Source organism: Novosphingobium sp. MBES04 (genome assembly GCF_000813185.1).
GTDB lineage: Bacteria > Pseudomonadota > Alphaproteobacteria > Sphingomonadales > Sphingomonadaceae > Novosphingobium > Novosphingobium decolorationis.
Genome location: NZ_DF850489.1, coordinates 445,374 through 469,677, shown reverse-complemented (window position 1 = coordinate 469,677; position 24,304 = coordinate 445,374). Strand labels below are relative to the sequence as shown.

The 24,304-nt window shown below is 65.3% G+C and carries 23 protein-coding genes and 3 tRNA genes; 9 read left to right on the top strand and 17 right to left on the bottom strand.

Annotated features, from left to right (window positions below):
- Nucleotides 1–136 precede the first annotated feature (136 nt).
- Entirely contained in the window at nt 137–1,543 is a 1,407-nt protein-coding gene (gene ahcY / locus MBENS4_RS15885) for an adenosylhomocysteinase (protein WP_039392789.1), read from the bottom strand.
- Nucleotides 1,544–1,920: 377 nt separating this feature from the next.
- Here ahcY and MBENS4_RS15880 point away from each other — a divergent pair, with 377 nt between their 5' ends.
- Nucleotides 1,921–2,400: a peroxiredoxin gene (locus MBENS4_RS15880; protein ID WP_039392788.1), complete on the top strand. Its 480-nt coding sequence runs from the start codon at nt 1,921–1,923 to the stop codon at nt 2,398–2,400.
- 87 nt (nt 2,401–2,487) lie between these two features.
- On the opposite strand, the gene folE is transcribed toward MBENS4_RS15880, so the two are convergent.
- Together folE and MBENS4_RS15870 are read right to left on the bottom strand one after the other, a co-directional pair.
- Complete coding sequence (gene folE / locus MBENS4_RS15875) at nt 2,488–3,096, bottom strand: GTP cyclohydrolase I FolE (protein ID WP_039395128.1); 609 nt, start codon at nt 3,094–3,096, stop codon at nt 2,488–2,490.
- The gene (locus tag MBENS4_RS15870) at nt 3,093–4,655 is read right to left on the bottom strand and encodes a phospholipase D-like domain-containing protein (protein WP_039395125.1); all 1,563 of its coding nucleotides are present in this window, start codon (nt 4,653–4,655) and stop codon (nt 3,093–3,095) included. The genes folE and MBENS4_RS15870 overlap by 4 nt, the downstream gene beginning before the upstream one ends.
- Nucleotides 4,656–5,144: 489 nt before the next feature.
- On the opposite strand from MBENS4_RS15870, the gene MBENS4_RS15865 reads away from it, so the two are divergent.
- Together MBENS4_RS15865 and MBENS4_RS15860 are read left to right on the top strand one after the other, a co-directional pair.
- A complete protein-coding gene (locus MBENS4_RS15865; RefSeq protein ID WP_039392787.1) occupies nt 5,145–5,723 on the top strand; it encodes a hypothetical protein in 579 nt (192 codons plus the stop codon).
- A gap of 284 nt (nt 5,724–6,007) precedes the next feature.
- A complete protein-coding gene (locus tag MBENS4_RS15860) occupies nt 6,008–7,312 on the top strand; it encodes a chloride channel protein (protein WP_144400967.1) in 1,305 nt (434 codons plus the stop codon).
- Between the two features lie 114 nt (nt 7,313–7,426).
- Here MBENS4_RS15860 and MBENS4_RS15855 read toward each other — a convergent pair.
- From MBENS4_RS15855 to MBENS4_RS15840, 4 genes are all read right to left on the bottom strand, one after another.
- Nucleotides 7,427–7,503 (bottom strand) — tRNA-Arg (locus MBENS4_RS15855).
- Nucleotides 7,504–7,553: 50 nt separating this feature from the next.
- Nucleotides 7,554–7,630, bottom strand: a tRNA-Arg gene (locus tag MBENS4_RS15850).
- Nucleotides 7,631–7,680: 50 nt separating this feature from the next.
- Nucleotides 7,681–7,757: transfer RNA gene (locus MBENS4_RS15845), tRNA-Arg, on the bottom strand.
- 37 nt (nt 7,758–7,794) lie between these two features.
- Nucleotides 7,795–8,322, bottom strand: coding sequence for an NUDIX domain-containing protein (locus tag MBENS4_RS15840; protein ID WP_340140843.1), 528 nt, complete (start codon nt 8,320–8,322; stop codon nt 7,795–7,797).
- A 41-nt stretch (nt 8,323–8,363) separates the two neighbouring features.
- Between MBENS4_RS15840 and MBENS4_RS26790 the strand changes: the two genes are divergently transcribed.
- Together MBENS4_RS26790 and MBENS4_RS24855 are read left to right on the top strand one after the other, a co-directional pair.
- Complete coding sequence (locus MBENS4_RS26790) at nt 8,364–8,555, top strand: Flp family type IVb pilin (protein WP_084592197.1); 192 nt, start codon at nt 8,364–8,366, stop codon at nt 8,553–8,555.
- Nucleotides 8,556–8,681: 126 nt separating this feature from the next.
- A complete protein-coding gene (locus MBENS4_RS24855; protein WP_084592196.1) occupies nt 8,682–8,852 on the top strand; it encodes a Flp family type IVb pilin in 171 nt (56 codons plus the stop codon).
- 157 nt (nt 8,853–9,009) lie between these two features.
- Here MBENS4_RS24855 and MBENS4_RS15835 read toward each other — a convergent pair whose 3' ends face one another.
- The 3 genes from MBENS4_RS15835 to MBENS4_RS25870 are packed head-to-tail and all read right to left on the bottom strand — an operon-like array spanning nt 9,010 to nt 11,982.
- Nucleotides 9,010–9,903 (bottom strand): tyrosine recombinase, encoded by an 894-nt coding sequence (locus tag MBENS4_RS15835; RefSeq protein WP_039392785.1) that lies wholly within the window; start codon nt 9,901–9,903, stop codon nt 9,010–9,012.
- A 22-nt stretch (nt 9,904–9,925) separates the two neighbouring features.
- Nucleotides 9,926–11,845 (bottom strand): hypothetical protein, encoded by a 1,920-nt coding sequence (locus MBENS4_RS15830; RefSeq protein WP_039392784.1) that lies wholly within the window; start codon nt 11,843–11,845, stop codon nt 9,926–9,928.
- Nucleotides 11,842–11,982, bottom strand: a complete 141-nt coding sequence (locus MBENS4_RS25870) for a hypothetical protein (protein WP_206778144.1) — start codon at nt 11,980–11,982, stop codon at nt 11,842–11,844. The genes MBENS4_RS15830 and MBENS4_RS25870 overlap by 4 nt, the downstream gene beginning before the upstream one ends.
- A 70-nt stretch (nt 11,983–12,052) precedes the next feature.
- Between MBENS4_RS25870 and MBENS4_RS15825 the strand changes: the two genes are divergently transcribed.
- From MBENS4_RS15825 to MBENS4_RS15810, 4 genes are all read left to right on the top strand, one after another.
- The gene (locus MBENS4_RS15825) at nt 12,053–12,628 is read left to right on the top strand and encodes a shikimate kinase (protein WP_039392783.1); all 576 of its coding nucleotides are present in this window, start codon (nt 12,053–12,055) and stop codon (nt 12,626–12,628) included.
- Nucleotides 12,619–13,734, top strand: coding sequence for a 3-dehydroquinate synthase (aroB, locus tag MBENS4_RS15820; protein WP_039392782.1), 1,116 nt, complete (start codon nt 12,619–12,621; stop codon nt 13,732–13,734). The genes MBENS4_RS15825 and aroB overlap by 10 nt, the downstream gene beginning before the upstream one ends.
- A gap of 307 nt (nt 13,735–14,041) precedes the next feature.
- Nucleotides 14,042–14,227 (top strand): DUF3008 family protein, encoded by a 186-nt coding sequence (locus tag MBENS4_RS15815; RefSeq protein ID WP_039392781.1) that lies wholly within the window; start codon nt 14,042–14,044, stop codon nt 14,225–14,227.
- Nucleotides 14,228–14,324: 97 nt separating this feature from the next.
- The gene (locus MBENS4_RS15810) at nt 14,325–15,719 is read left to right on the top strand and encodes a peptide MFS transporter (protein WP_039392780.1); all 1,395 of its coding nucleotides are present in this window, start codon (nt 14,325–14,327) and stop codon (nt 15,717–15,719) included.
- 6 nt (nt 15,720–15,725) lie between these two features.
- Here the strand turns inward: MBENS4_RS15810 and MBENS4_RS15805 are convergent, their stop codons facing one another.
- The 7 genes from MBENS4_RS15805 to scpA form a co-directional block, all read right to left on the bottom strand.
- Complete coding sequence (locus tag MBENS4_RS15805; protein ID WP_039392779.1) at nt 15,726–16,508, bottom strand: thioesterase family protein; 783 nt, start codon at nt 16,506–16,508, stop codon at nt 15,726–15,728.
- Between the two features lie 4 nt (nt 16,509–16,512).
- Nucleotides 16,513–16,884, bottom strand: a complete 372-nt coding sequence (locus tag MBENS4_RS15800) for a tRNA-binding protein (protein WP_039392778.1) — start codon at nt 16,882–16,884, stop codon at nt 16,513–16,515.
- Between the two features lie 3 nt (nt 16,885–16,887).
- Nucleotides 16,888–18,909, bottom strand: a complete 2,022-nt coding sequence (locus MBENS4_RS15795) for an acetyl-CoA carboxylase biotin carboxylase subunit (protein ID WP_039392777.1) — start codon at nt 18,907–18,909, stop codon at nt 16,888–16,890.
- A 65-nt stretch (nt 18,910–18,974) separates the two neighbouring features.
- Nucleotides 18,975–20,027 carry a biotin synthase BioB gene (gene bioB / locus MBENS4_RS15790; protein WP_039392776.1) on the bottom strand — a complete coding sequence of 351 codons (1,053 nt, stop codon included), beginning with the start codon at nt 20,025–20,027 and terminating at the stop codon, nt 18,975–18,977.
- 2 nt (nt 20,028–20,029) lie between these two features.
- Nucleotides 20,030–21,304, bottom strand: a complete 1,275-nt coding sequence (locus tag MBENS4_RS15785) for an O-acetylhomoserine aminocarboxypropyltransferase (protein ID WP_039392775.1) — start codon at nt 21,302–21,304, stop codon at nt 20,030–20,032.
- 20 nt (nt 21,305–21,324) lie between these two features.
- Complete coding sequence (locus MBENS4_RS15780) at nt 21,325–22,128, bottom strand: heme-dependent oxidative N-demethylase subunit alpha family protein (RefSeq protein ID WP_039392774.1); 804 nt, start codon at nt 22,126–22,128, stop codon at nt 21,325–21,327.
- 27 nt (nt 22,129–22,155) lie between these two features.
- Nucleotides 22,156–24,303: a methylmalonyl-CoA mutase gene (gene scpA / locus MBENS4_RS15775; protein ID WP_039392773.1), complete on the bottom strand. Its 2,148-nt coding sequence runs from the start codon at nt 24,301–24,303 to the stop codon at nt 22,156–22,158.
- Nucleotide 24,304: the final 1 nt, after the last annotated feature.

The following is a 24,304-nucleotide window of genomic DNA, read 5'->3' as shown; positions in this document are numbered from 1 at the left end:
GCGCACGGCGCGCAAAGACAATGCCCTCTCCGCCCGGCCACCTCAAAACTGTGCCGGATAACGAAAAAGGGGCCGCGCCTTCGCGCAGCCCCTTCATCCTGCAAAACGGCTGGGCAGACCGGCTGCCCGTCCGAAATCAGTAGCGGTAGTGGTCGGGCTTGAACGGGCCTTCCACCGGCACGCCGATGTAGTCGGCCTGGCGCTGCGAAAGCTCGGTCAGCTTGACGCCCAGCTTCTTAAGGTGAAGCGCGGCGACCTTCTCGTCGAGGACCTTGGGAAGGACGTAGACGTCGTTCTTGTAGTTTTCCGACTTGGTGAAGAGTTCGATCTGCGCCAGCGTCTGGTTGGTGAAGCTGGCCGACATCACGAAGCTGGGGTGACCGGTGGCGCAGCCCAGGTTTACCAGGCGGCCCTGCGCGAGGATCAGCAGCTGCTTGCCATCGGGCAGCGTGACGAGGTCGGTGCCGGGCTTGATTTCCTTCCACTCGTAGTTGTCGAGCGCGGAAATCTGGATCTCGCTGTCGAAGTGGCCGATGTTGCAGACAATGGCCTTGTCCTTCATGCCCTTCATGTGCTCGCCGGTGATGACACCTTCGTTGCCGGTCGCGGTCACGAAGATCTCGGCGCGGGTCACGGCCTCTTCCATGGTGACGACCTCGAAGCCTTCCATCGCGGCCTGGAGCGCGCAGATGGGATCGACTTCGGTGACGAGAACGCGGGCGCCGCCGTTGCGCAGCGACTGGGCCGAGCCCTTGCCGACATCGCCGAAGCCGGCAACGCAGGCGACTTTGCCCGAGAGCATGACGTCGGTGGCGCGGCGGATCGCGTCGACCAGCGATTCACGGCAACCGTAGAGGTTGTCGAACTTCGACTTGGTGACCGAGTCGTTCACGTTGATCGCCGGGAACGGGAGCTTGCCCTGCTTGGCGATGTGGTAGAGGCGGTGCACGCCGGTGGTGGTCTCTTCCGAAACGCCCTTGATGGCCTGGACCGACTTGGTCAGGTAGCCCGGCTTTTCCTTGAGGAACTTCTTGAGCGAACGAACGAATTCGATTTCCTCAGCGTTGCTCGGCTCGAACAGATCTTCACCCGCTTCGACGCGCGCGCCCCACAGCGCGAACATGGTGGCATCGCCGCCATCGTCGAGGATCATGTTGGCGGTGTCATCGCCCCAGTCGAAGATCTTGCCAACGTAGTCCCAGTAGTCGGACAGGCTCTCGCCCTTGATGGCGTAGACGGGGATGCCCTGCGCGGCGATCGCGGCCGCGGCGTGGTCCTGGGTCGAGAAGATGTTGCAGGTCGCCCAGCGCACTTCGGCACCCAGTGCGACCAGCGTCTCGATGAGCACGGCGGTCTGGATCGTCATGTGCAGCGAGCCGGTGATGCGCGCACCCTTGAGCGGCTGCTGTGCACCATATTCCTCGCGCAGGGCCATCAGGCCCGGCATTTCGGTCTCGGCGATCGCGATTTCGGCGCGGCCGTAATCGGCGAGCGACATGTCGGCGATGGCGTAGTCGTGAACGGCGGTATCAGCTGTGGCCACGAGGGAACTCCTGGGGAATGATCGTGTGAATGATGTCGACGCCCGAAAGCGCCGGCGGTTGGTGAGGGATTAAAGGACCCCCGGCCAAAACGCAAACCGAATATAAAGACATCTTTATATCCACCCTGAATGCACCACCACTCAGCGCCACCATGACCGCGCGGGACCACCGCGCAGGGCCACCTTGCAAAGACGCATCATTCCGGACCTCGCGAGCGGCTCAGCGCTATCCCGGAAAAATGCACGCTCGCTTTCGAGCGCCATCCGCACGGGCCCGGAGTTTCCCGATTTCAGAACCGCATGGGCATTGCAGGGCGCCCTGCCCGGCCTATATCGGGGACGCGAAACCGCACACCCATGCCAAGAAGGATGAACGCATGACCATCGCCGTAGGTGACAAACTTCCCGACGTGAAGCTGATGAAGGCGGGCGAGAGCGGCCCCGAGCCGGTCCAGAGCGCCGACTACTTCGCGGGCAAGAAGGTCGCGCTCTTCTCGGTCCCGGGCGCCTTCACCCCGACCTGTTCGGCCAAGCACCTTCCCGGCTTCGTCGACAAGGCGGCCGAGCTCAAGGCCAAGGGCATCGACGAGATCGCCTGCACCGCCGTCAACGACGCCTTCGTGATGGGCGCCTGGGGCAAGGCGGCCGGTTCGCCCGACGTCACGATGCTGGCCGACGGCAACGGCGACCTCGTCAAGGCGCTGGACCTGACCATGGACGGCTCGGGCTTCGGCATGGGCACGCGCGGCCAGCGCTTCTCGATGGTCGTGAACGACGGCGTGGTCGAGCAGCTCAACGTCGAGGCCCCGGGCACCTTCGAGGTCAGCGCGGCGGAATACATGCTCGGCAAGCTCTGAGCACGGATCCTGTCCGAAACGAAAAAGGGGCGGCGCACCATAGGTACGCCGCCCCTTTTTCGTTCGTTCAGGACCTGCAGTGAAGGATCAGTAGCCCATCAGGCTGAGCACTTCCTTGCGGCTGCGCTCATCTTCCAGGAACGTGCCCATCATGCGGCTGGTGATCATGCCCACGCCCGGCGTGCGCACGCCGCGACCGGTCATGCAGCCGTGCTGGGCCTCGATCACCACGGCCACGCCGTGGGGCTTGAGGTGATTCCAGATGCACTGCGCGACTTCCGCGGTCAGGCGCTCCTGGATCTGCAGGCGGCGCGCATAGCCATGCAGCACGCGCGCGAGCTTCGAGATGCCAACCACGTGATCGCGCGGCAGGTAGGCGATGGCCGCCTTGCCCTGGATCGGCGCCATGTGGTGTTCGCAGTGCGACTGGAACGGAATGTCCTTGAGCAGCACGACCTCGTCGTAGCCACCCACTTCCTCGAAGACGCGGGACAGGTGGATCGAAGGATCTTCCTGATATCCCTGGCAATATTCCAGCCACGCGCGCGCCACGCGCTTGGGCGTGTCGAGCAGCCCCTCGCGGGTCGGGTCATCGCCCGCCCAGCCGATCAGGGTGCGAATGGCCTCCTGGACGTGCTCCGGCACATCGGGCTTGCCGAGCGGATTGTCCATGTCCGGCTCGTCCAGACAGCTCATCTGCGCCTTCTCCTTTTCCATCTTTCTTTCAGGCGCACCCGCATTAGAGCCCCTTTCCGGCGAAACAACCCGCGACGTTCGATCGGCTCGAACATTTCGTCAGGACGTTCCGGGTCAAGGAGCGCGCTGTCTCCCAGCTTCTTCTCGGCATCGGAGAGCTCTTTCAGGGGCAGAGGAACCAGTCGGCGCCCCTGATTTCCGCACGCCTCGTTCAGGCCATCGATCGTCGCGCGCATCGAGCCGGTTTCCTTCAGGCGGCGCGCCGCCTCGTCCATGTCGAGCGCGCAGTGCTCGGCGATCAGGCGTTGGCGCACCTTGCAGATGGTTTGCGCCAGTTCGGGCCGCCCCGCATTGGCGGGCCGATCCAGGTCGAGGAAAACATCGCACTCGCTGTCGAGCCCCATCGAACGGTTGTTCATGTTGGCCGAACCGATGCGCAGGATACGGTCATCGATGATCGTCAGCTTGGCATGGACGTAGATCGGCGTCCCGTCGCTCGCGACCGGATAATAGAGCTGGAAGCGTCCGGCGTGATCGGCCTCGCGCACGATCTCAAGAAGCCGGGTTCGTGCCGTATCCATCGCCACCTGCTCCAGCCAGCCATCGGCGGTGAAGGGATTGACGATGATGATCTCGGGCGGATCGTCTTCCATGAGACGCTCGCAGATGGCCTCGGCGATGACGCGCGAGGCGAAGTACTGCGTCTCGGCATAGATGAAGTGCCGGGCCGAGCGGATCTGCTCCACAAACAGGGCCTCGATCTCGCTGACCTGCGGGCAGTCGCCATATTTCGCGCGCGTACGCGCGATGCCCAGTTCGACGTCGCGAAATTCACCGTGCAGGCTTTCCGGCCAGGGACTTTCCTCCTGCGCCTTGCAGGGTTCGAGCGGCTTGCCGCCCGCCACGTCCCAGCGGTCGCGCCCCAACTCGCCAAGCGCGCCGGCAATCTCGCCTTCCATCATCATCGTGATGTCATGCCAGGGCGCGTAAAGGCGCCCGGTCGGACGGCGACGGCGGGTGTCGTGGGGCAGGTGCTCGCTCGTATCCCAGCGGTCCGTCGTCATGTCGATGCCGCCACACACCGCAAAGACATCGTCGAGGACGACGATCTTCTGATGGTGGCTGCAACCCAGCGGATGCGCGGCATCGAACTTGAAGTCGATCTGGTCACGCCGCGCCCAGCGCAGCAGATCGACCAGCATGGTGCCTCGGAACAGCGACTTGAAGAGCGCGAAATTCCACTTGAGGATGCGCACTTCCAGGTCCGGGTTGTGGTCCACCAACCACAGGATGAAAGAGCCCAGACGCGCCGGAAAACGGTGCTTGCGCCCCTTCTGCCACCACCGGCGCCCATCGGAGAGCAGGATCCGCGAATCGAAGTCCCAACCGATCAGGAAGACCCGCTGGCGCGCCGCCTCCATCGCCTCGCGCACGAGCTTGAAATAATCGTCCGCATCGATGACAACGTGGGCCTTGCGCGCCATGGCGTAGCGCCACACCGAGGGGCCGGAGACCTCCTTCAGATCCGTTCCAAGGCCCGTGTGATCCTCCTCGTCCATTGCGATGTCCATATCCTGCTGCGCCCGAATGCTGATCCCTAAAGTGCCGACATACCGGAATGTTCCCCCCTGCAAAGGGGACCCGGGCCCTGCCCTTTCGATAATTGTGCACTGCAGCATACTGCATTGCGGATACCTCCTGCATACACATTGGAAACGCCCCTTGCGCCACGCGCGGTTTCAAGGTCATGGCCTGCAGAGAGCCAGGACCTGGAACAGCGAGCCGTGAAAAAGTGTCATTTTAGCGGTTGATCTGGAGCCGTTCAGCAGTCATCCATTAGGGGTGTGCAACATATGCACCACCTTTGGTCGCCCATTTGCAGTGCAGCACGTTGTTGCCCGGCGCGGCCTCGCGCGGTTCGTATTCGGACGGCGTTCGTTGTCCGGACAACTTGAGCCGGACCCAAATGCACGGCCCTGCGTTATCCCGGGGCAACCCTCCGTGAAGTCGAGCCCAACTGGCCTCGTGGAGCAAACAAGGAGTACACCATGAAGAATTCGCTCATCGCCGCCGCGATCCTCGCTGCGGGCCTGGCTCCCGCCGCCGCCGTGGCGCAGGACGCTGCGGCTCCCGCAGCCGAGACGGTCGCCCCGACGGTGGGCGCCAAGGTCTTCGATCCCGAGGGGAACGAAGTCGGCGCCGTTGAAGCCGTTGCGGGTGACGTGGTTACCGTGAACACGGGCGTGGCCCGTGCCGGCCTTCCCACCAAGGCCTTCGCCATGCGCGACAAGGGCCTGACGATCGGCATGACCAAGGCGCAGCTCGAATCCGCCGTCATGGGTGCCAAGGCCGAATCCGGCCAGGCCAAGGAAGCCGCCATGGTCGTCGATGCCCCGATCAAGAGCAGCGACGGCCAGGTGCTCGGCACCATCGCCAAGCTCGAGGGTGAGGATGTGACCATGGAACTCGCCAACGGCGATGGCGCGACCGCGCTGTTCAAGAAGGCCAACATCGGCCTCATGCCCGACGGCTCGCTCGCCATCGGCATGACCGCGGCCGACTTCGCGCAGGCCATCGGTGGTTCGGCTCCGGCCGCGCCCGCCGAGGAAAGCCCCGCAGCCGAATAAGGTTCGCGGCTCCAGCCCCGGGCTGGAGGCTCACGGATGAAAGGGGGGCCGGGATGGACAGACCATCCCGGCCCTTTTTGGTGGGTCCGTTCCGAAAAGTGCCCCACCGGCACGTTGCATAGTTTGCAACATCGACACCTGCGCGCGGAAATCCGGGGAAATACCTTGCGATTCATCGTAGGTTTGGAGCAAGAGGGCGCAGAAATTGTCCCGGCAACAACCTGCACGAGACCTGCAAGCCCCTTATAATCACGATTGGACCCGCGTTGACCTTCCCTGCGCGCATGAGACGCATTCTACAGGCTCTTCACAGCTTCGACTCATCGCTCGACCTTGCCCGCCGCCGCATTGCCACCGCCATCGGCGCGATCATCCTGGGGCTCATCGCCATTGCCTTTGCCTGGATGGGTGACAAGGCACAGGAACTGTTCACCCGCTTCCAGTCCGACAATATCTACCTGACCCTTGCGCTCACGCCTTGCGGCTTCGCCGCGATCGTGTGGTTCACCAACCGGGTGAGCCCGGCGGCGCGTGGCTCGGGCATTCCGCAGGTCATGGCCGCGACCAAGAACCTCGACCTTGCCTACACCCGCCTCCTCACGATCCCCACCGCGGTCGTGAAGCTGCTGCTGACCGTCGGCGTTCTGCTCGTGGGCGGCTCGGTCGGCCGTGAAGGACCCACCGTCCAGATCGCGGCGGCCATCATGGTCGCCTGCCACAAGGTGATGCGCGTGCCGATGACCGCAGGCGTCCTTATCGCGGGCGGCGCGGCCGGTGTCGCGGCGGCCTTCAACACGCCGCTGGCCGGTGTCGCCTTCGCCATCGAGGAGCTTGCCTCCGCGTTCGAGCAACGCGTTGCCGTCCTCGTCATGGGCGCGGTGGTCATCGCCGGTCTCGTCTCGCTCGGCATCGCAGGCGATTATGTCTACTTCGGCGTCATGCATGAGACGCTGGAGCTGACCTCGGTGCTCCTCATCACGCCGGTCGCCGGAATCCTGGGCGGTATTGCCGGTGGCCTCTTTGCCCGCATCATGCTCTCCTTCGCGCGCAGCGGGCACCCGGTCTTCCAGGCCATCCGCAAGCGCCCGGTGCTCTCGGCCTTTGCCTGCGGCCTTGTTGTCGCCATCGTGGGCGTGGCCACCGGCGGCGCGACCTGGGGAACGGGCTACGAAACGACCAAGCTGATGATCGAGGGCGAATCCACGCCCTCGGGCTGGTTTGGCCCGGCCAAGTTCCTGGCGACGGCCGCAACGGCGGTCTCCGGAGCCCCGGGCGGCATCTTCGCCCCTTCCCTCTCCGTGGGCGCGGGTTTCGGTGAACTGCTCACGTTCGCGTTCCCCGACGACGCCATGCCTGCGGTCGTCCTCCTGGGCATGACCGGCTACTTCGTGGGCGTCGTGCGCGCCCCGCTGACGGCCGTCATCATCCTCATGGAGACCACCGCCAACCGGGGCATGATCCTGCCCCTCTTCCTGACTGCCATCATCGCCGATGCGGTCAGCAAGCTGGTGTGCCAGACCAAGCTCTACCACGGGCTCTCGCAGGGCTTCCTGCGCCAGGGAGAGGACAACCGCGAGCGGCAGGCCTGAGCGCCCGCCCTCGCCCCTCCCGGCTCCGGGAGGTTCTTCACCCGCGCAGACAACAAAAAAGCCGCACTCCCGAGGGATGCGGCTTTTTTGATGCGGTAAACGCTGGGAAGTGAATGGTGCGCCCGGAACGATTCGAACGTCCGACCCTCAGATTCGTAGTCTGATGCTCTATCCAGCTGAGCTACGGGCGCACATGCATCTTGCGTCCCTCCTGATGCTGCAACAGCCCATTCGGAACAAGTGGTGCGCCCGGAACGATTCGAACGTCCGACCCTCAGATTCGTAGTCTGATGCTCTATCCAGCTGAGCTACGGGCGCGCATGCACTTTGTGTTTCTCCTGAAACTCCAACAGACCATTCGGAGAAAATGGTGCGCCCGGAACGATTCGAACGTCCGACCCTCAGATTCGTAGTCTGATGCTCTATCCAGCTGAGCTACGGGCGCGTTGGAGAGGCGCCTCTAGAAAAGGAATCGAAATCGGTCAATGCCTATCTGCATATTTTTCTGAAAAATCGTGTTTCAGCCAAATCTTAAGGGCATCGGCCAGCGGGTAATCAAGCGGCGGCATGGCCAATTCTCCAAGGCTTTGAGCCGCATACCATTGCGCCTGGCCGCCCTCCTGCGAGACCGGAGCCCCCTCCCACGCGCGCGCGGCATAAAGAAGCAGGACAAGCGCCCTGCGCCCGGATGCCGCACTTGCAGCCCCTCCCGCGCTCTCTGCGCCCAGAAGGCCGCTGGAGAACCCCACAGACACAAGAGATGCCGGATCGAGCCTGACGGCCAGCTCCTCGTGCATCTCGCGCACAGCGGCTTCCTCGGCGCTCTCACCGGGATCCACCTTACCGCCCGGAAACTCCCAGAGGCCCGCGTGCATCGTTCCCTCAGGGCGTTGCTGCATGAGGACCTGCCCTCGCGCATCGACCAGCGCCACGGCGACCACCACGAGCGGTGTCAGATTTTTTTCCACTTTCCCGCCTTCATTTAATGAATCCTTAAGCTCAATCCGCAAATTTCGACGCCATTCCAATCATCACGAGGGCTGAGGCCGCGATGCTCCCCCTGACCAGAATGCAATCCCTGCTTCGCGACGCCCAGGGCGCGAGTGCAATCGAATACGGGTTGATCATGGGCCTCATTACCCTTGTCATCGTGGTGGCCATGCAGAGCGTCGCCGACGAGACCATCGGCATGTGGGGCAACGTCAACGACAAGACCTCCGAAGCCATCTCATCATCCGGCTAGGTCTCTGCAGACTTAAACATTTTTCAACTATTCCAACCTACCAATCAACACGTTCGGCAAGCCTGAGACAAAGTGAGGCCGCGCCGGACCGGGTACACAAGACTGCTTTACATCAGGAGACAATTCATGAAGTTCCTCACCAAGCTGCGTCGCAACGAAGAAGGTGCCACCGCGATCGAATACGGTCTGATCGCTGCCCTCATCGCCGTTGCCGCGATCACCGCGATGACCAGCCTCGGCACCAACCTCAGCAACACCTTCAACACCACTTCGGACACGCTCGCCAACGCGAACTAATTCCGAAGGCTCCGGCCTTCCAGTTCGCCATTATTGGCGTAACTGGGGACAGAAGCGGGCGGCAGGACATCCTGCCGCCCGTTTTTGTGTATCGGCTGCACACATGTGTCGGCAGACTTTACAAGGAGCCGTCCGCAGCCCCGATCATCTGCGCCTTTCAAGCTTGTCGCCGAGCCAGGGGATGCCTCTCGTTGACCAGCGCGACGAGCCGTGCGCTGTCGACATGGGTGTAGATCTGGGTCGTGGCGATATCGGCGTGGCCCAGCAGCGTCTGGAGCACGCGCAGATCTGCCCCGCCCTCCAGAAGATGCGTCGCAAAGGCATGACGCAGGACATGCGGTGAAACCCTCGCCGGATCGAGATCGGCGCGAACAGCCAGGTCCCGCAACAGCTGAAAGAGGCGAATCCGGGTCAGATGCCCGGAACTTGCACGTGAAGGAAACAGGAAACGCGAACCCGCCGCCTCCCCGCGCACCGCAAGCCAGCGCGAGAGAGCCGCGCGCGCACGTGTGCTGACGGGCACCATGCGCTGTTGCCCACCCTTGCCCTGAACATGCAGGAACGGCGTATCGCGGGGCACTCCGGCCAAAGGCAGCGCCACCAGCTCACTTGCACGAAGCCCAGAGCCATAGAGCAGCTCCAGCAAGGCCAGCAGGCGAACGGGTCCGCTCTCGCCACTGTGCGCCTCGTCCTCCGCCTGCGCGAGAAAGCGCGTCACATCCTCGCGCGAGAGCAGCCGCGGCAAGGGACGGCGCGTGCGTGGGCGCGGCAAGGCGGGCGAAGGATCGTCTTCGCGCAGCCCCTCATCGACGAGAAACCCGTAGAACTGACGCAGGGTCGAACACTTGCGCGCAAGGCTGGAGGCCGAGAGAGAGGCCCAATGCTCAGCCAGCGAGGCCAGCCCCTCTGCGTCCGCTCCGGCCAGGTCCCCCAATGCCGAGCGCGCGCCCTCCAGGTCCCTGCGATACGCCGCAAGGGTGTTGGCGGCCGCACCGCGCTCGGCGGCCATCATCGTGAGGAACGCCTCGAGCGGATCCTCCCGCGGTGCCATCACGCCCTCACGCCGGTCGCGATCAGGTGCGCGCGACCGCCTCGGCCGCGATCATGCGCGCCTCGGCCTCAAGCCCGACTTCGCGCAGGGCCGACACAATGTGGTAGAGATAGCGCGGGGTCATCTGGCGCCAGTTGGCGCCCTGCATGCCAAAGCCTGCCAGGATCACCACACTCGCCCCATCACCGCGCGCAGCTGCCGCATCGATGGCCCGCGTCCAGCGCGTCTCGCCATCGAGAGCCAGGGACAGATCGTTCGAATAGCCCATCGCACGGCTGCGATCGATGCGGTTCAGCCCGGCCAGCCCGGCCACGAGGAACCCGGCCTTGCGCTTGCCAGCACTCGCGTCCTCGTCGATGAAGCTGTCGAGGCTTCCCGACGACGCGCTCTGGTTAGCCCCGGGCGCCGAGAGCACGATCAGTGCCCAGCCCTCGCTGCCACCTTCGACAACGGGCGCCCAGCGCGCCGCATTAGCATCGAAGCCGGCCGCCAGCATCGAGCCCAGCAAGGCCGGGGCTTCGGCGGCGACATCCTCGCTCGGCGCGATGCGCGCCGCCGCGGCGGCGGTCAGGACCCGCCCGCAATAGGCGCTGCCATCGTCGTCCAGTTCACTCCACAACGTACGCATCGCCGCGATACGCGCCGCCGACGAGGGAAGCGCGTAGGCATCGCGCAGGCTTTCCGCGCGGGCCTGCCAGGCGCTGCCCGTATCGGGATCGGCGTAGAGCTGCGCGTAGAGATCGACCAGCGCCGCGTTCGAAAGGATACCCGAGGCCCCTGCCCGCACCGAGGCCTTCGCACGGCGCTCCAGGCCCAGCATTGGCGCCAGGGCCGTCGCCGCATCGTAGCGTCCCTCGGTCGGGGCCATGAGCGATTCGGGCGGCGCGATGCCGACCCCGCGCGCCAGCGCATAGCGCCAGGGGGTGAGGTCCGCGACATTGTCCCACTCGATCGTGACCGCACGGCGCGCCTTGCCCGCCGCGCCCGCATAGCGCTGGGCCAGCAGAAGGTCGATGCGCGGCATTTCCTTGCGGGTCATGTCGCGATCGAGCCGGGAGAGCGCGGCGTTGCTGTTGCCGCGAAACGCATCGCAGATGGCGCCCGCCACGTTCCACTCGGCATCGCTGCGCATCGAGCCCTGCGTTGCCATGATCGGGCACAGGCCGGTCATGTCCGCCGTGCCGAGATAGATGTCGAGCACCTGCGCGCCGATCTCGGGCGTGTAGTTCGCGATATCGATGTCCTGCAATAACGCGCGGGCGGCGTCATATTCGCCCATGCGCACCAGGAGGGCCACGCGCAGCGCCAGGAAATCCTGCGCACTCATGCCCTCGGGCGCATCGAGGCGCGAGAGCAGCGCGCGGCGCAGCGCGATGTGCCCCCAGCGCGAAACCAGCGCGCCGCGATTGCCCGAAAGCGCCAGGCGCAGCAGCGCCGGATCGCCGCCCTGAAGCGAATCCGCGGCCAGACCGCCTTCGTCGGCATCGAACAGGCCCACGTGGGTCATCGCACGGCGCGCCTGCGGGGGCATGTCGAACTCGACCTTGCGCCCGATCAGCCCCTCGAAATCTTCCGGGGACATCTTGGCCAGCTCTTCGAGCGTAGGAAGCCGCTTCAAGGTGAGCCCGTCGTCACTCCGGGGCGCATCATCTCCAGCCGCGGCCTGCTGCGGCAAGGGCTGGACGACCGCCCCCTGGCCGGGCTGCGACGACGGCGCAGGACCGGGTCGCGTCGCGACCGCCGCGGGGCTTGGCGCGGCTCCTGGCGCGGGCCGGGCTGCCGGACGCGCACTCGTGCGCGGCGCAGGCGTCGGGCTTGGCGTGGCGGCCGGCTTGGGATCCTGGAACATCTTGGGAAGGAGCGACTCGGGCGAATCCTGCGCAACCGCCCAGGCCGACGTCAGGCTGAGCGCGGCGCCCGCAAGGAGATAGACCGCCCTCACGGCTGCAGCTCCGGCACGGCAACCGGCACGACCTGGTCCTCGATCGGCATCTCGCCGGCATCGATCCAGGCGACGGCCAGAACCGCACCTGCGGCCAGAACGACAAGCCCCATAGCCAGAGCCAAACGCCCACGCATTCTAATCGTCACTCGCCTTCCTTCACCGATGCTTGCGCTGCGACCTAGCGCAACTATAGGCGGTGGGGCAATGGACGTTCAACAGACCCGCTACTCGGCGCAGGAGATATCTGCGCTCGCCCGCCAGATCGATCGGCCCATCGTGCTCGTCGGCATGATGGGGGTCGGCAAGTCGAGCGTGGGCAAACGCCTCGCCTCAATCCTGGACTGCCCATTCGTCGACGCCGATGACGAGATCGAACGCTCGGCACAGATGCGCATTCCCGAAATCTTCGAAACTTACGGCGAGGACTATTTCCGCGATGGTGAGCGGCGCGTGATCGCCCGCCTCATGGCCGAGAACGAAGGCTGCATCGTGATCGCGACGGGCGGCGGTGCCTTCGTCAACGCGCAAACCCGCGCACTCATCCTGGAAAAGGCGGTCACGATCTGGCTCGACAGCGACGTCGATACCCTGGTCGAGCGCACCGCGCGCAAGGACAACCGCCCCCTTCTCCAGAACGGCGATCCGCGCGAGATCCTGAGCCGGCTGCGCGAGACCCGCCAGCCCTTCTACGCGCAGGCCCCGATCCACATCGTCAGCGGACAAGGGCCCCACGTCCAGACAATCAACAAGGTCTTGCAGGAACTTACCCAATGGCTGTGATCCGTGTCGACATCGCCCAGCGCCCCTACGAGGTCCGCGTGGGCCAGGGCCTCCTTGCCGAGATCGGTGCCGAGTGCCGGGGTTTTCTGCGCAAGCGCGCCGTTCCTGTCATCACCGATGCGAACGTGCACGCGGCCTGGGGGGACATCGTCGAAGCCTCGCTGCGCGCGCACGGGCACGAGGTCCACTGGCGCATCCTGCCTGCGGGCGAGCAGACCAAGTCCTGGGACGAACTGGCCGCCACGGTGAACTGGCTGCTGTCGCTCGAAGTCGAGCGCGGCGACCATGTGATCGCGCTGGGCGGCGGCGTGATCGGCGATCTGACCGGCTTTTGCGCGGCTGTCCTCAAGCGCGGCTGCAAGTTCATCCAGATCCCCACGACGCTCCTCGCCCAGGTCGATTCGAGCGTGGGCGGCAAGACCGCCATCAACACGCCTGCGGGCAAGAACCTCGTCGGTGCCTTCCACCAGCCCTCGCTGGTGCTGGCCGACCTTGCCGCGCTCGACACCCTGCCCGAACGCGAGCGGCTGGCGGGCTACGCCGAGGTCGTGAAGTACGGCCTGATCGACGATGCCGATTTCTTCGCCTGGTGCGAGGCGAACGGCGCCGCCATGCTGGCGGGCGACGGCGCACTGCGCGAATATGCGGTCGCCCACTCGGTCGCCGCCAAGGCGCGCATCGTGGCCGAGGACGAGTTCGAGACCACCGGCAAGCGGGCGCTGCTCAACCTGGGGCACACCTTCGGGCACGCCCTGGAAGCCGAAACCGGCTTTTCGAGCCAGCTCCTCCATGGTGAGGGCGTGGCGCTCGGCATGGTGCTCGCCGCGCGCTACTCGGCGCGTCTGGGCCACATGAGCACGGCCAGTGCCGAGCGCGTTGCCCGCCACATCGCCGAGGTCGGCCTGCGCGCCGAGATCGCCGAGCTTGGCCTTACCTGCGACGGCGCCGCGCTCGTGCGCCATATGCTCCACGACAAGAAGATGGACGCGGGCACCCTGCCCTTCCTCCTGATGCAGGGAATCGGCAAGACCTACCTCGACAAGCAGGTCGACCTTTCCGATGTAGCCCCCTTCCTCGACAGTGAACTGGCCCGCCCGATTAAGTAGTTTTCAGGGGGCACCAAGTTCCCCTGAAATACTGCCACCTCCAAAAGACGACGACATGTGTGCGGCGTGCGACCGTGCGCGCGTGCTGTTCGCAAAGCCGTCAGGAAATGGGAGTATGTATACCTGTAGGCCGACCCCGAGGCCCGATCGGGGAGCGGCGCGCATGCCACTTCGCGAATCCCCCTGACAGCGGCATGCACAGGCGGCAGGTCCCCACGGCCTGCCGCCGTCCGTGCCGGGTGCCATACCCCGCTTCGGGAACGGGCCGATGCCCTGGCGCATTCTCCTTTGCAAAAGGAGATATCCCATGAAAGCCCAGTCCAAGGCCCAGCAGAAAGCTGCAGGCGCGGCCCTTTCGGCCAAGCGCGGCGAGACGCCCAAGTCCGAACTGCAAGGCGCCTCGCGCGAGATGGTCGAGACCATGAGCGAGGCCGAACTTGAGGACATGGCCTCGACCCGGCGCAGCGGAAAGCCCGAACGCAAGGACGGCTGAGCGCACGCAAAGGTGCCGGAAGGCTCCCCCATGACATTGCGCAAACATGTGGTAATGGTGCCCGCAATCATAAGAAAGTTACGCGAGCATTCCCTGCATGACAGCCCCCGAAGCGACGCCCGATTTCGAACACGACGAAGTACCCTCACGCGACGACCGCGCCTTCCTCGGCCACCCCAAGGGCCTAGGCTATCTGTCCTTCGTCGAGGGGTGTGAGCGCTTCTCCTACTACTCCATGCAGACGCTGCTCGTGCTCTACATGGTCAAGTACCTGCTGCTGCCCGAGAACGTGGGCAACGTGGTCGGCCTGTCCTGGCTGCGTTCGGTGCATTACAGCGGGCTTGAGGGCCAGCCGCTCGCTTCGGCGATCTTCGGCGACTACACCTCTCTTGTCTACCTGACCCCGGTGCTCGGCGGCATCCTCGCCGACCGCTGGCTTGGCCGCCGCGCGGCGCTTGTCGCGGGCGCCGTCATCATGTCGGTCGGCCACTTCCTCATGGCGTTCGAGGGCCTGTTCCTCTTTGCGCTCATCGCGCTGGTCATTGGCGTGGGCCTGTTCAAGGGCAATATCGCGAGCCAAGTGGGCGAACTCTACGGCCCCAAGGACCTGCGCCGCGCGATGGCCTTCCAGATCTTCTACATCGCGATCAACGTCTCGGTCATCGCCGCCCCGCTCGTCGCGGGCACCGCGGGAGAGGAACTGGGCTGGCACTACGGCTTTGGCACCGCGGGCGTGGTCATGGTGATCGGCCTTCTCATCTACCTGAAAGCCCGTCCCTGGCTGCCGGGCGAAAACGCCAAGGGGGCCGATGCAGCCAAGGAAGGCGCGAAGCTTACGCGCGCCGACGTGCCGCGCCTCGCGACGCTGGCGGTGCTGGTTCCGGTTCTCGCCATCGCGATGCTGACCAACCAGGAAATCTTCAACGCCTACCTCGTCTGGGCCGACGAACGTTTTGCCCTCACCTTCTTCGGCCACAAGGTGCCGACCTCGTGGATGATCACGATCGATGCCGCGCTTGCCTTCTCGATGCTGGTTGCAGTCGCCTGGTTCTGGAAGTGGCGCGCGCAGCGCACCGGTACCGAGCCCGATGAACTGGGCAAGATGGTGATCGGCTCGGTCTTCATGATCGTGGGCGGCCTGTGCCTTGTCGTCGCCTCGGCCATGACCCCGGCCGACGTGAAGATCGGCCTGTTCTGGCCGGTCCTGTTCCACCTCTTCAACTCGATCGGATTTGCCCACCTGATGCCGGTCAGCCTGGCGCTCTTCACCAAGATCGCGCCGCGCGCGCTCAACGCGACGGTCGTGGGCATCTACTATCTGGCCTTCTTCGCCGCGAACAAGACCATCGGCATCGTGGGCGGATGGTATTCCTCGATGGACACGACGCAGTTCTGGCTGTTGCATGTGGCGAGCGCGGCCTTCGGCCTCGTCGCCTTCGCGCTGCTCAAGGTGTTCCTGGGCAAGACACTCGCCGATCAGGCACCCGCCTGATCGTAATCAGGCGAAGACCGCGACGGACTGCATGCCGGCCACGGCCGGCGTGCCGCCCTCACCCCACTGCAGGATGTCCTCGCTCGCCAGACCGTGCCCCGACTGGCGGCTGGTCGAGCGGATCAGCCACCAGCCATCGCGCGGCCGAGCCGCCGTGTTGAGCATGTTGACGTGCCACTGCATCGAACTCACCGGCGTGCGCGGCGGCAGGTGCGGAAGAACGGCGGGCGGAAGGGCATCGCCCAGCAGCACCGCCTCGACATCGGCATCGAGCCCCTCGCGCTCACGCACGCGAACCCACCAGCACAAGTCCGCCTCCTGAAGGCGATCCGCCGGAAGAGCCACGCGCACGTCGAAGTGCATCTGCATGAAGGCCGGAAGCACCTTGGTTTCAAAGACGGGTGCGTCCTCCAACGGCACCAGGCCATCGGGTAGCGCATAGCCGCCCTGTGCCAGCACGCTTTCGCGCGGGTGCATGAAGACGCAGTTCGCGAGGAACCCGGTTCCCTTCTCCCCCATCAGTTCAGCTGTCACCCAGACCGCATTGCGGCCCGCGCGCACGATCCTCGCGCGCGCCTCGATACGGCCCACCAGCGGGGCAATCATCGAGAACTGCGCCGAACGCAGCGGCAAGGGCTCGGGCAGGACCCGGCGCGCGGCTTCCACCGCCAGCGCCGAGGTCAGCCCGCCATAGGCGGTGCGCCCCTGCTGCCAGTCGGGCGTGATCGCAAGGGCAAAGCCGTCCTCCAGCGTCTCGGCGCCGGAGAGCATTTCGACAAGCGCGGGCATCGCCTCAGGCCAACCTTGCGCCGTTGGGAACGGGCGTGTCGGGCGAGAAGAGCGTGATACGCCCTTCCCCGTCCCCAAAGCCGAGTGTCAGGCACTCGGACATGGCCTTGCCGATCTGGCGCGGCGGGAAGTTCACCACCGCGGCGATCTGCTTGCCCACCAGGTCCTCGCATTCATAGAGCGCGGCGACCTGCCCGATCGACTTGCGCGTCCCGATGCCGGGCCCGAAGTCGATCAGGAGCGTGTAGCTGGGCTTGCGCGCGCCCTCGTAGACCGTGGCCTCGACCACGGTCCCCACGCGAATGTCGACTTTCAGAAAGTCGTCGAAGGCGATCGTCTCTGCAGGCGCGGCCGCAGCGTCGTGGTCGAGGTGCAAGGGTTACTCCAGTTCCAGGATGATCGCGTCCACGGCCAGGCTGTCGCCCGCCTTGGCGTTGACCGCCTTGACCGTGCCCGACTTTTCGGCGCGCAGGATGTTCTCCATCTTCATCGCCTCGATCACGGCCAGCGGCTGTCCGGTCTCGACCTTGTCGCCCTCGCCCACGTTGAGCGAGACGAGCAGACCCGGCATCGGGCAGATGAGGTACTTGGAGAGATCGGGCGGAATCTTCTCGATCATGTGCTTGGAATGCTGCGACACGCGGGTCGGCAGGCAGTCAAGCGTGTGGATCGCACCGCGCGTGGTCATCTTGAAGCCCATGCGCGTGGTCTCAAGCTTGATCGTGAGCGGCTCGCCATCGATGTCGGCATCGATGAAGCGGTCGCCCGGCGTGTATTCGAGCGCAAGGTCCACCTCGACATCGTTGACGAGGATCGTGTCCTCCTCGACGACGACGGTGTAGGGCACCTTCTGAAGCGTCACCGTCCATTCACCCGGCGGATCGAGCGGGGTCGCCAGCTGGCCATCGACGCGGCGCGCACGGTCGGCGCGCGCGGCGGCGATGAAACCGGCCACGGCCGCCAGCTTGATCTTGAGCTCGTCCGAAGCGGGCGCCCCGTGGAAGCCTTCGGGGTATTCCTCGGCGATGAAGCCCGTGGTCAGTTCGCCCGAGCGGAAGCGCTCGTGCTGCATAATCGCGTTCACGAAATCGATGTTGTGGCCCAGCCCCTCGATCTCGAAGGCGTCGAGCGCTGCGATCTGCTTGTCGGCCGCCTCGTCGCGGGTCTCGCCCCAGGTGATCAGCTTGGCGATCATGGGGTCGTAGAACATCGAGACCTGGCCGCCTTCGTAGACGCCATCGTCAACGCGGATGCCATCGATGCCGCGCCGGCCATTGGCGCTGCCGTCATCGCTCCAGCCGTCAACCGGCGGGTTGTAGCGCACGAGGCGTCCGGTCGAGGGCAGGAAGCCGCGATAGGGGTCTTCGGCGTAGACGCGGTTCTCGATGGCCCAGCCTTCGATCTTCACGTCGTCCTGCGTCATCGCCAGCTTCTCGCCATAGGCGACGCGGATCATCTGCTCGACAAGGTCGACCCCGGTGATCGCCTCGGTGACCGGGTGCTCGACCTGGAGACGGGTGTTCATTTCAAGGAAGTAGAACGATTCGCCCGTCGGGTCCGCGCCCGAGACGATGAGCTCCACCGTGCCCGCCGAGTGGTAATCCACCGCGCGCGCCAGGGCGACGCACTGCTCGCCCATGGCCTTGCGCATCTTGTCGGTGACGAAGGGCGACGGCGCTTCCTCGACCACTTTCTGGTGGCGGCGCTGGATCGAGCATTCGCGCTCGTTCAGGTAGAGGATGTTGCCGTGCTTGTCGCCCAGGATCTGGATCTCGATGTGGCGCGGGTTCTCGATGAACTTCTCAATGAAGACACGGTCATCGCCAAAGGAGTTGAGACCCTCGCGGCGGGTTGCCTCGAAGCCTTCGCGCACGTCGGTTTCCGACCAGGCGAGGCGCATGCCCTTGCCGCCGCCGCCAGCCGACGCCTTCATCATCACCGGGTAGCCGATCTCGTTGGAGATCTTCACCGCGTGCTCGGTGTCCTCGATCACGCCGACGAAGCCGGGGACCACGTTCACACCGGCTTCGCGCGCCAGCTTCTTGGATTCGATCTTGTCGCCCATCGCCGCGATCGCGCCTGGGGGCGGGCCGATGAAGGAGATGTTTTCCTTGGCCAGCGCCTCGGCGAACGAGGTGCGCTCGGAGAGGAAGCCATAGCCCGGGTGCACGGCCTCGGCCCCGGTCTCCTTGCAGGCGGCAATGATCTTGTCCGCGATCAGGTAGCTTTCCGCCGCGGGCGAAGGCCCGATGTGGACCGCCTCATCCGCCATCCTGACGAAGGGCGCCTGCGCGTCGGCATCGGAGTACACGGCCACGGTCTCGATACCCATGCGCCGCGCGGTCTTGATCACGCGGCAGGCAATCTCGCCGCGGTTTGCGATCAGGATCTTCTTGAACAAACCCTCTTCCTCCAATTTGCCGGACAGGCGCTCTCGCCGAGCGGTCCCTGGCGTACTGTTTGCGTCTATTCCGCCGCTTCGAGCTTCGCGCAGCCCTTGGGCATGCGGCTGGCTTCGACATCGGCGGATGTCTCGGTGATCGCCATGGGCTTGAGGCCCAGGCGTTCGAACATGGCAAGGTCGCTGTCATCGCCCGCGTTGGGGGCGGTGAGCAGCTTGTCGCCGGTGAAGATCGAGTTGGCACCGGCCATGAAGCACATGGCCTGCGTCATCTCGGACATGGATTCGCGGCCCGCCGAAAGGCGCACCATCGAATGGGGCATGGTGATGCGCGCGACCGCGACGGTGCGCACGAATTCGACATCGTCGATCTTGGCCATCGGCGTGTCGGCGAGCATGTCGCCCAGCACCGTCCCCTTGACCGGCACGAGCGCGTTGACCGGCACCGACTGCGGGTGGTCGGGAAGCGTGGCGAGCGTGTGGACGAAGCCGACGCGGTCGGCGCGGGTTTCCCCCATGCCCACGATGCCGCCCGAGCACACGTTCATGCCCGCCATGCGCACGTTGGAGAGCGTGTCGAGACGGTCCTCCATGGTGCGCGTGGTGATGACATCGTCATAACGCTCGGGCGAGGTGTCGATGTTGTGGTTGTAATAGTCCAGCCCGGCGTCCTTGAGCATGCCCGCCTGCTCGGCCGTCAGCATACCCAGCGTCATGCAGGTTTCCATGCCCATCGCGCGCACGCCCTTCACCATCTCGATGATGGCGGGCATGTCGCGGTCCTTGGGGTTGCGCCAGGCCGCCCCCATGCAGAAGCGGGTCGAACCCTGGTCGGCGGCCTGCGCGGCGCGCTGGAGAACTTCCGACACGCCCATCAGCTTGGTCGCCTTCACGCCGCTCTTGGCGTGGACCGACTGCGAGCAGTAGCCGCAGTCTTCCTGGCAGCCGCCGGTCTTGATCGAGAGCAGCGTCGAGAGCTGGACCTCGTTCGCCTTATGGTTGGCGCGGTGGACCTCGGCGGCGCGGAAGACCAACTCGGTGAACGGCAGGTCGAACAGCGCGGCGATCTCCTCGCGCGTCCAGTCGTTGCGGGGGGCGGTGTGGGGGGCGTCGGTCATAATCAAATCTGCTCCAGGGCCTGCGCGAGGTCGGCCACGATATCGTCGATGTGCTCGATCCCCACGGACACGCGCACGACATCGGGCCCTGCGCCTGCCTCGACCAGTTCGTCGTCGCGCAGCTGGCTGTGCGTCGTCGAAGCCGGGTGGATGATCAGCGAGCGCGTGTCCCCGATATTGGCCAGATGGCTGAACAATTGGACCGAGGACACGAGCTTCACGCCCGCCTCATAGCCGCCTTTGACCCCGAAGGTGAAGACGGCGCCGCCCTTGCCGCCCAGATAGGTCTTCGCAAGCTGGTGATAGTCGCTCTCAGGAAGGCCCGCGTAGCTGACCCAGGCGACCTTGGGATGGGCCTGGAGCCACGTGGCCAGATGCAGCGCGTTGGCGCAGTGGCGCTCCATGCGCAGCACCAAGGTTTCCATGCCCGTCAATACGTTGAAGGCGTTCTGCGGCGCAAGTGTGGGCCCCAGATCGCGCAGCCCCAAGGCCCGGCAGGCCAGGACAAAGGCCAGGTTGCCAAACGCCTCGGTAAAGACCTTGCCGTGGTAGCTGGGGTTGGGCTCGGAGAGGTAGGGGTACTTGCCCCCCACGCTCCAGTCGAAGGTGCCCGCGTCCACGATCAGGCCCGCGATCGAATTGCCGTGCCCTCCCAGAAACTTGGTGGCCGAGTGAACGACGACATCGGCGCCGTGTTCGATGGGTCGGCACAGCGCTGGCGTCGCCATGGTGTTGTCGACGATGAGCGGCACGCCCGCCGCATGGGCGACCCTGGCTATCGCGGCGATATCCTGGACGACACCGCCCGGGTTGGCGAGGCTTTCGATGAAGACGGCGCGGGTCTTGTCATCAATGGCCGCCGCGACTTCTTCGGGATCGTCCGCGTTCACGAACTTCGAATCCCAGGCCATCTTTCGGAAGCTGTGCCCGATCTGGTTGAGCGAGCCGCCGTAGAGCTTCTTCGCCGCGACAATGTTGCAGCCCGGCTCCATCAGCGTGTGGAAGGCCAGGAACTGCGCGGCATGGCCCGAGGCGGTCGAGAGCGCTGCCACCCCGCCTTCGAGCGCCGCGATCTTGCCTTCGAGCGCGCCGTTGGTGGGGTTCATGATGCGGGTATAGATATTGCCGAATTCGTTGAGCGCAAAAAGGTCCGCCGCGTGCTCGGGACTGTCGAAGACGTAGCTTGCCGTCTGGTAGATCGGCGTGATGCGTGCGTTCGTCGCCGGGTCAGGCTGGGTGCCGGCGTGGATGGTCATGGTCTCGAGCTTGTGCGTCATGTCCCTCTCCTGTCCTCTCGTCACTGAACCGTTTGGCCAAGGCGGCGCTGCGCGTAGCCGCGCAGGGCATCGGCGTAGTGCGGTGCGGCGCGGCGCGCGGCTTCATCCGCCCCGAACCCTTCGACCGAACGCGCGATGCGCGCCAGGGCCGTGTCGCTCAGGCTATCGAGCCGCGCACGGTAGATGCCGATGGTGAAGACAATCGCGCGCGAGCGCTTGAGACGGCGCAGCGCCTCACGCTCGCAGCGTACGAAGAGCGTGCTCCCTGCGTTTTCGGGAGTTACATGCGCAAAGCTGGCCTCGGGCGCCGTGTCGGGCAGATAGCGCAGCGCGTCGCTCGCCACCACGAAAGCGTTGGTGCGCCCGAAGATATTGAAGGACTGCAAGCCCTCCAAGAACGTGTCGACGCCGCTGGCAAGCGCCTCTTCATACCCGTCGATGGGCGCATGGATCGCCGCTGTGGAGAGGCCCATCTTCTCCTCAAGACGCCAGTCGGTCGGAAAGGCGACCGCCGCCGCGGCAAGACGGAACGGCGCGCCGGGGGCATCCTGAACCATGATGCACAGGTCTTCCCAGCAGGCCCGCGCGTAGGCCTCAAGGTCCCCCTCGACACCCAGCAACTCGCCCAGCTCGGCAATTGCCTCGGCGGCCTCGGGCCCTGCGATCACGCTGTGTGGGTGCGCATCGAAGGCCGCCGCGCGCGCGGCGAGGTCGGGCGCGGGATCGAGCCACTCAGCCTCGGGCAGGCGCACCAGCCCCATGCGCAAGGGCCCTTCGACCCGCGCCTGGGGGAGGAGTGCCTCCACGGAAAAACCGAGTGTCATCGTATCTATCCCGCGCCCGCCCGCCGCTTACTCGGCCGCGTCCAGCGCTTCGCCCGCAGGTGGCATGTTGTGGCCCAGCAGGCGCAGCACGTCGGCCGCGCATTCCACCACGTTGGAGCCCGGACCATAGATGCCCTGGACGCCGCGCTCCTTCAGATAGTCGTAGTCGGTCGCCGGGATGACGCCGCCCGCCACCACCTTGATATCGCCGCGCCCCGCTTCGCGCAGGTGCTCGATCATCTCGGGGATGAGGGTCTTGTGACCAGCCGCCAGACTGGAAGCGCCGACCACTTCGACCTCGTTGTCGAGCGCCATCTTGCAGGCCTCTTCCGGGGTCTGGAAGAGCGGGCCCGAGACCACGTCAAAGCCCATGTCACCAAAGGCCGAAGCGATCACGTTGGCGCCGCGGTCATGGCCATCCTGGCCCATCTTGGCGACGAACAGGCGCGGCGCGCGGCCGAGGCGGCGCGAAACCGCCTCCACCCCGTCGAGCACCTGCTGGTAGCGGCTGTCGCCCTCGTACGCCGTGCCGTAGATGCCCTTCACCGGCGTCGGCATCGTACCGTGCCGGCCGAAGACCTCTTCCATCGCCGCCGAGATCTCGCCCAGCGTCGCGCGTTCGCGCGCGGCGTCGACAGCCAGAGCCAGGAGGTTGCCCTTGCCCTTCGCACCTTCGGTCAGGGCCTTGAGCGCGGCGCGGCACTTGGCCTCATCGCGGCCCGCCTTGACCTTGTTGATGCGCGCGATCTGGCTGGCGCGGACCTTGGCGTTGTCGACCGCGAGGGTCTCGATGGGGTCTTCCTGATCGCGGCGGTACTTGTTGACGCCCACGATCACGTCATCGCCCCGGTCGACGCGGGCCTGACGCCCGGCCGCGGCTTCCTCGATCATGCCCTTGGGCCAGCCCGCCGCCACGGCCTTGGCCATGCCGCCTTCGCTCTCGACGCGCTCGATGATCTCCCAGGCCTTCTCGACCAGTTCGCTGGTGAGCGCCTCGATGTAGTAGGAGCCGCCCAAGGGATCGACGACATTGCACATGCCGGTCTCTTCCTGGATCACGATCTGGGTGTTGCGCGCGATGCGGGCCGAGAAGTCGGTCGGCAGCGCGATCGCTTCATCCAGCGCGTTGGTGTGGAGCGACTGCGTGCCCCCCAGCATCGCGGCCATCGCCTCGATCGTGGTGCGCATGACGTTGTTGTAGGGGTCCTGCTCCTGCAGACTGACGCCCGAGGTCTGGCAGTGCGTGCGCAACATCTTGGAGCGTTCGGACTTGGCGCCCAGCTCCGTCATCGCGCGGTGCCACAAGGTGCGCGCAGCGCGCAGCTTGGCGATCTCCATGAAGAAGTTCATGCCGATCGCAAAGAAGAACGAGAGGCGGCCGGCAAACTTGTCGATGTCGAGGCCCGAGGCCACGCCGTACTTCACGTATTCCATGCCGTCAGCGATAGTGAAGGCCAGTTCCTGGACCTGCGTCGCGCCCGCTTCCTGCATGTGGTAGCCGGAAATCGAGATCGAGTTGAACTTGGGCATGTGGTCCGCCGTGTAGGCGAAGATGTCCGAGATGATCCGCATCGAAGGTTCGGGCGGATAGATGTAGGTGTTGCGGACCATGAACTCCTTCAGAATGTCGTTCTGAATGGTTCCGGTCAGCTTGTCGGGCGCAACGCCCTGTTCCTCGGCGGCGATGATGTAGAAGGCAAGGCACGGGATCACCGCGCCGTTCATGGTCATCGAGACCGACATCTCATCGAGCGGAATGCCGTCGAAGAGGATCTTCATGTCCTCGACGCTGTCGATGGCGACGCCCGCCATGCCCACGTCGCCGGTCACGCGCGGGTGATCGGAATCGTAGCCACGGTGCGTGGCAAGGTCGAAGGCGACCGAAAGCCCCTTCTGGCCTGCCGCAAGGTTACGGCGGTAGAAGGCGTTGGATTCCTCGGCGGTCGAGAAGCCCGCATACTGGCGGATCGTCCAGGGGCGCCCTGCGTACATCGAGGCTTTCACACCGCGCGTGAAAGGCGCAAAGCCGGGAAGGCCCGGATCGGTGGTCACGTCCTCGGCGGTGTAGAGCGGCTTTACCGCGATACCTTCGGGCGTGTTCCAGGTGAGGTCGCGGCCCTTCACTTCCTTGTCGGCAAGGGCCTTCCAGTCGTCCAGCTTGGGTGTGTCGCTCATC

Excerpts from the sequence above, each read along its gene's own strand:
- MBENS4_RS15825 (WP_039392783.1), top strand. The coding sequence starts at position 12,053 with ATGGACGTTCAACAGACCCGCTACTCGGCGCAGGAGATATCTGCGCTC.
- MBENS4_RS15865 (WP_039392787.1), top strand. The coding sequence starts at position 5,145 with ATGAAGAATTCGCTCATCGCCGCCGCGATCCTCGCTGCGGGCCTGGCT.
- MBENS4_RS15805 (WP_039392779.1), bottom strand. The coding sequence starts at position 16,508 with ATGCCCGCGCTTGTCGAAATGCTCTCCGGCGCCGAGACGCTGGAGGAC.
- MBENS4_RS15870 (WP_039395125.1), bottom strand. The coding sequence starts at position 4,655 with ATGGACGAGGAGGATCACACGGGCCTTGGAACGGATCTGAAGGAGGTC.
- scpA (WP_039392773.1), bottom strand. The coding sequence starts at position 24,303 with ATGAGCGACACACCCAAGCTGGACGACTGGAAGGCCCTTGCCGACAAG.
- folE (WP_039395128.1), bottom strand. The coding sequence starts at position 3,096 with ATGAGCTGTCTGGACGAGCCGGACATGGACAATCCGCTCGGCAAGCCC.
- MBENS4_RS15835 (WP_039392785.1), bottom strand. The coding sequence starts at position 9,903 with ATGGCACCGCGGGAGGATCCGCTCGAGGCGTTCCTCACGATGATGGCC.
- MBENS4_RS25870 (WP_206778144.1), bottom strand. The coding sequence starts at position 11,982 with ATGCGTGGGCGTTTGGCTCTGGCTATGGGGCTTGTCGTTCTGGCCGCA.
- MBENS4_RS15810 (WP_039392780.1), top strand. The coding sequence starts at position 14,325 with ATGACAGCCCCCGAAGCGACGCCCGATTTCGAACACGACGAAGTACCC.
- bioB (WP_039392776.1), bottom strand. The coding sequence starts at position 20,027 with ATGACCGACGCCCCCCACACCGCCCCCCGCAACGACTGGACGCGCGAG.
- MBENS4_RS26790 (WP_084592197.1), top strand. The coding sequence starts at position 8,364 with ATGCTCCCCCTGACCAGAATGCAATCCCTGCTTCGCGACGCCCAGGGC.
- MBENS4_RS15860 (WP_144400967.1), top strand. The coding sequence starts at position 6,008 with ATGAGACGCATTCTACAGGCTCTTCACAGCTTCGACTCATCGCTCGAC.
- MBENS4_RS24855 (WP_084592196.1), top strand. The coding sequence starts at position 8,682 with ATGAAGTTCCTCACCAAGCTGCGTCGCAACGAAGAAGGTGCCACCGCG.
- MBENS4_RS15880 (WP_039392788.1), top strand. The coding sequence starts at position 1,921 with ATGACCATCGCCGTAGGTGACAAACTTCCCGACGTGAAGCTGATGAAG.
- MBENS4_RS15785 (WP_039392775.1), bottom strand. The coding sequence starts at position 21,304 with ATGACGCACAAGCTCGAGACCATGACCATCCACGCCGGCACCCAGCCT.
- MBENS4_RS15780 (WP_039392774.1), bottom strand. The coding sequence starts at position 22,128 with ATGACACTCGGTTTTTCCGTGGAGGCACTCCTCCCCCAGGCGCGGGTC.
- MBENS4_RS15815 (WP_039392781.1), top strand. The coding sequence starts at position 14,042 with ATGAAAGCCCAGTCCAAGGCCCAGCAGAAAGCTGCAGGCGCGGCCCTT.
- aroB (WP_039392782.1), top strand. The coding sequence starts at position 12,619 with ATGGCTGTGATCCGTGTCGACATCGCCCAGCGCCCCTACGAGGTCCGC.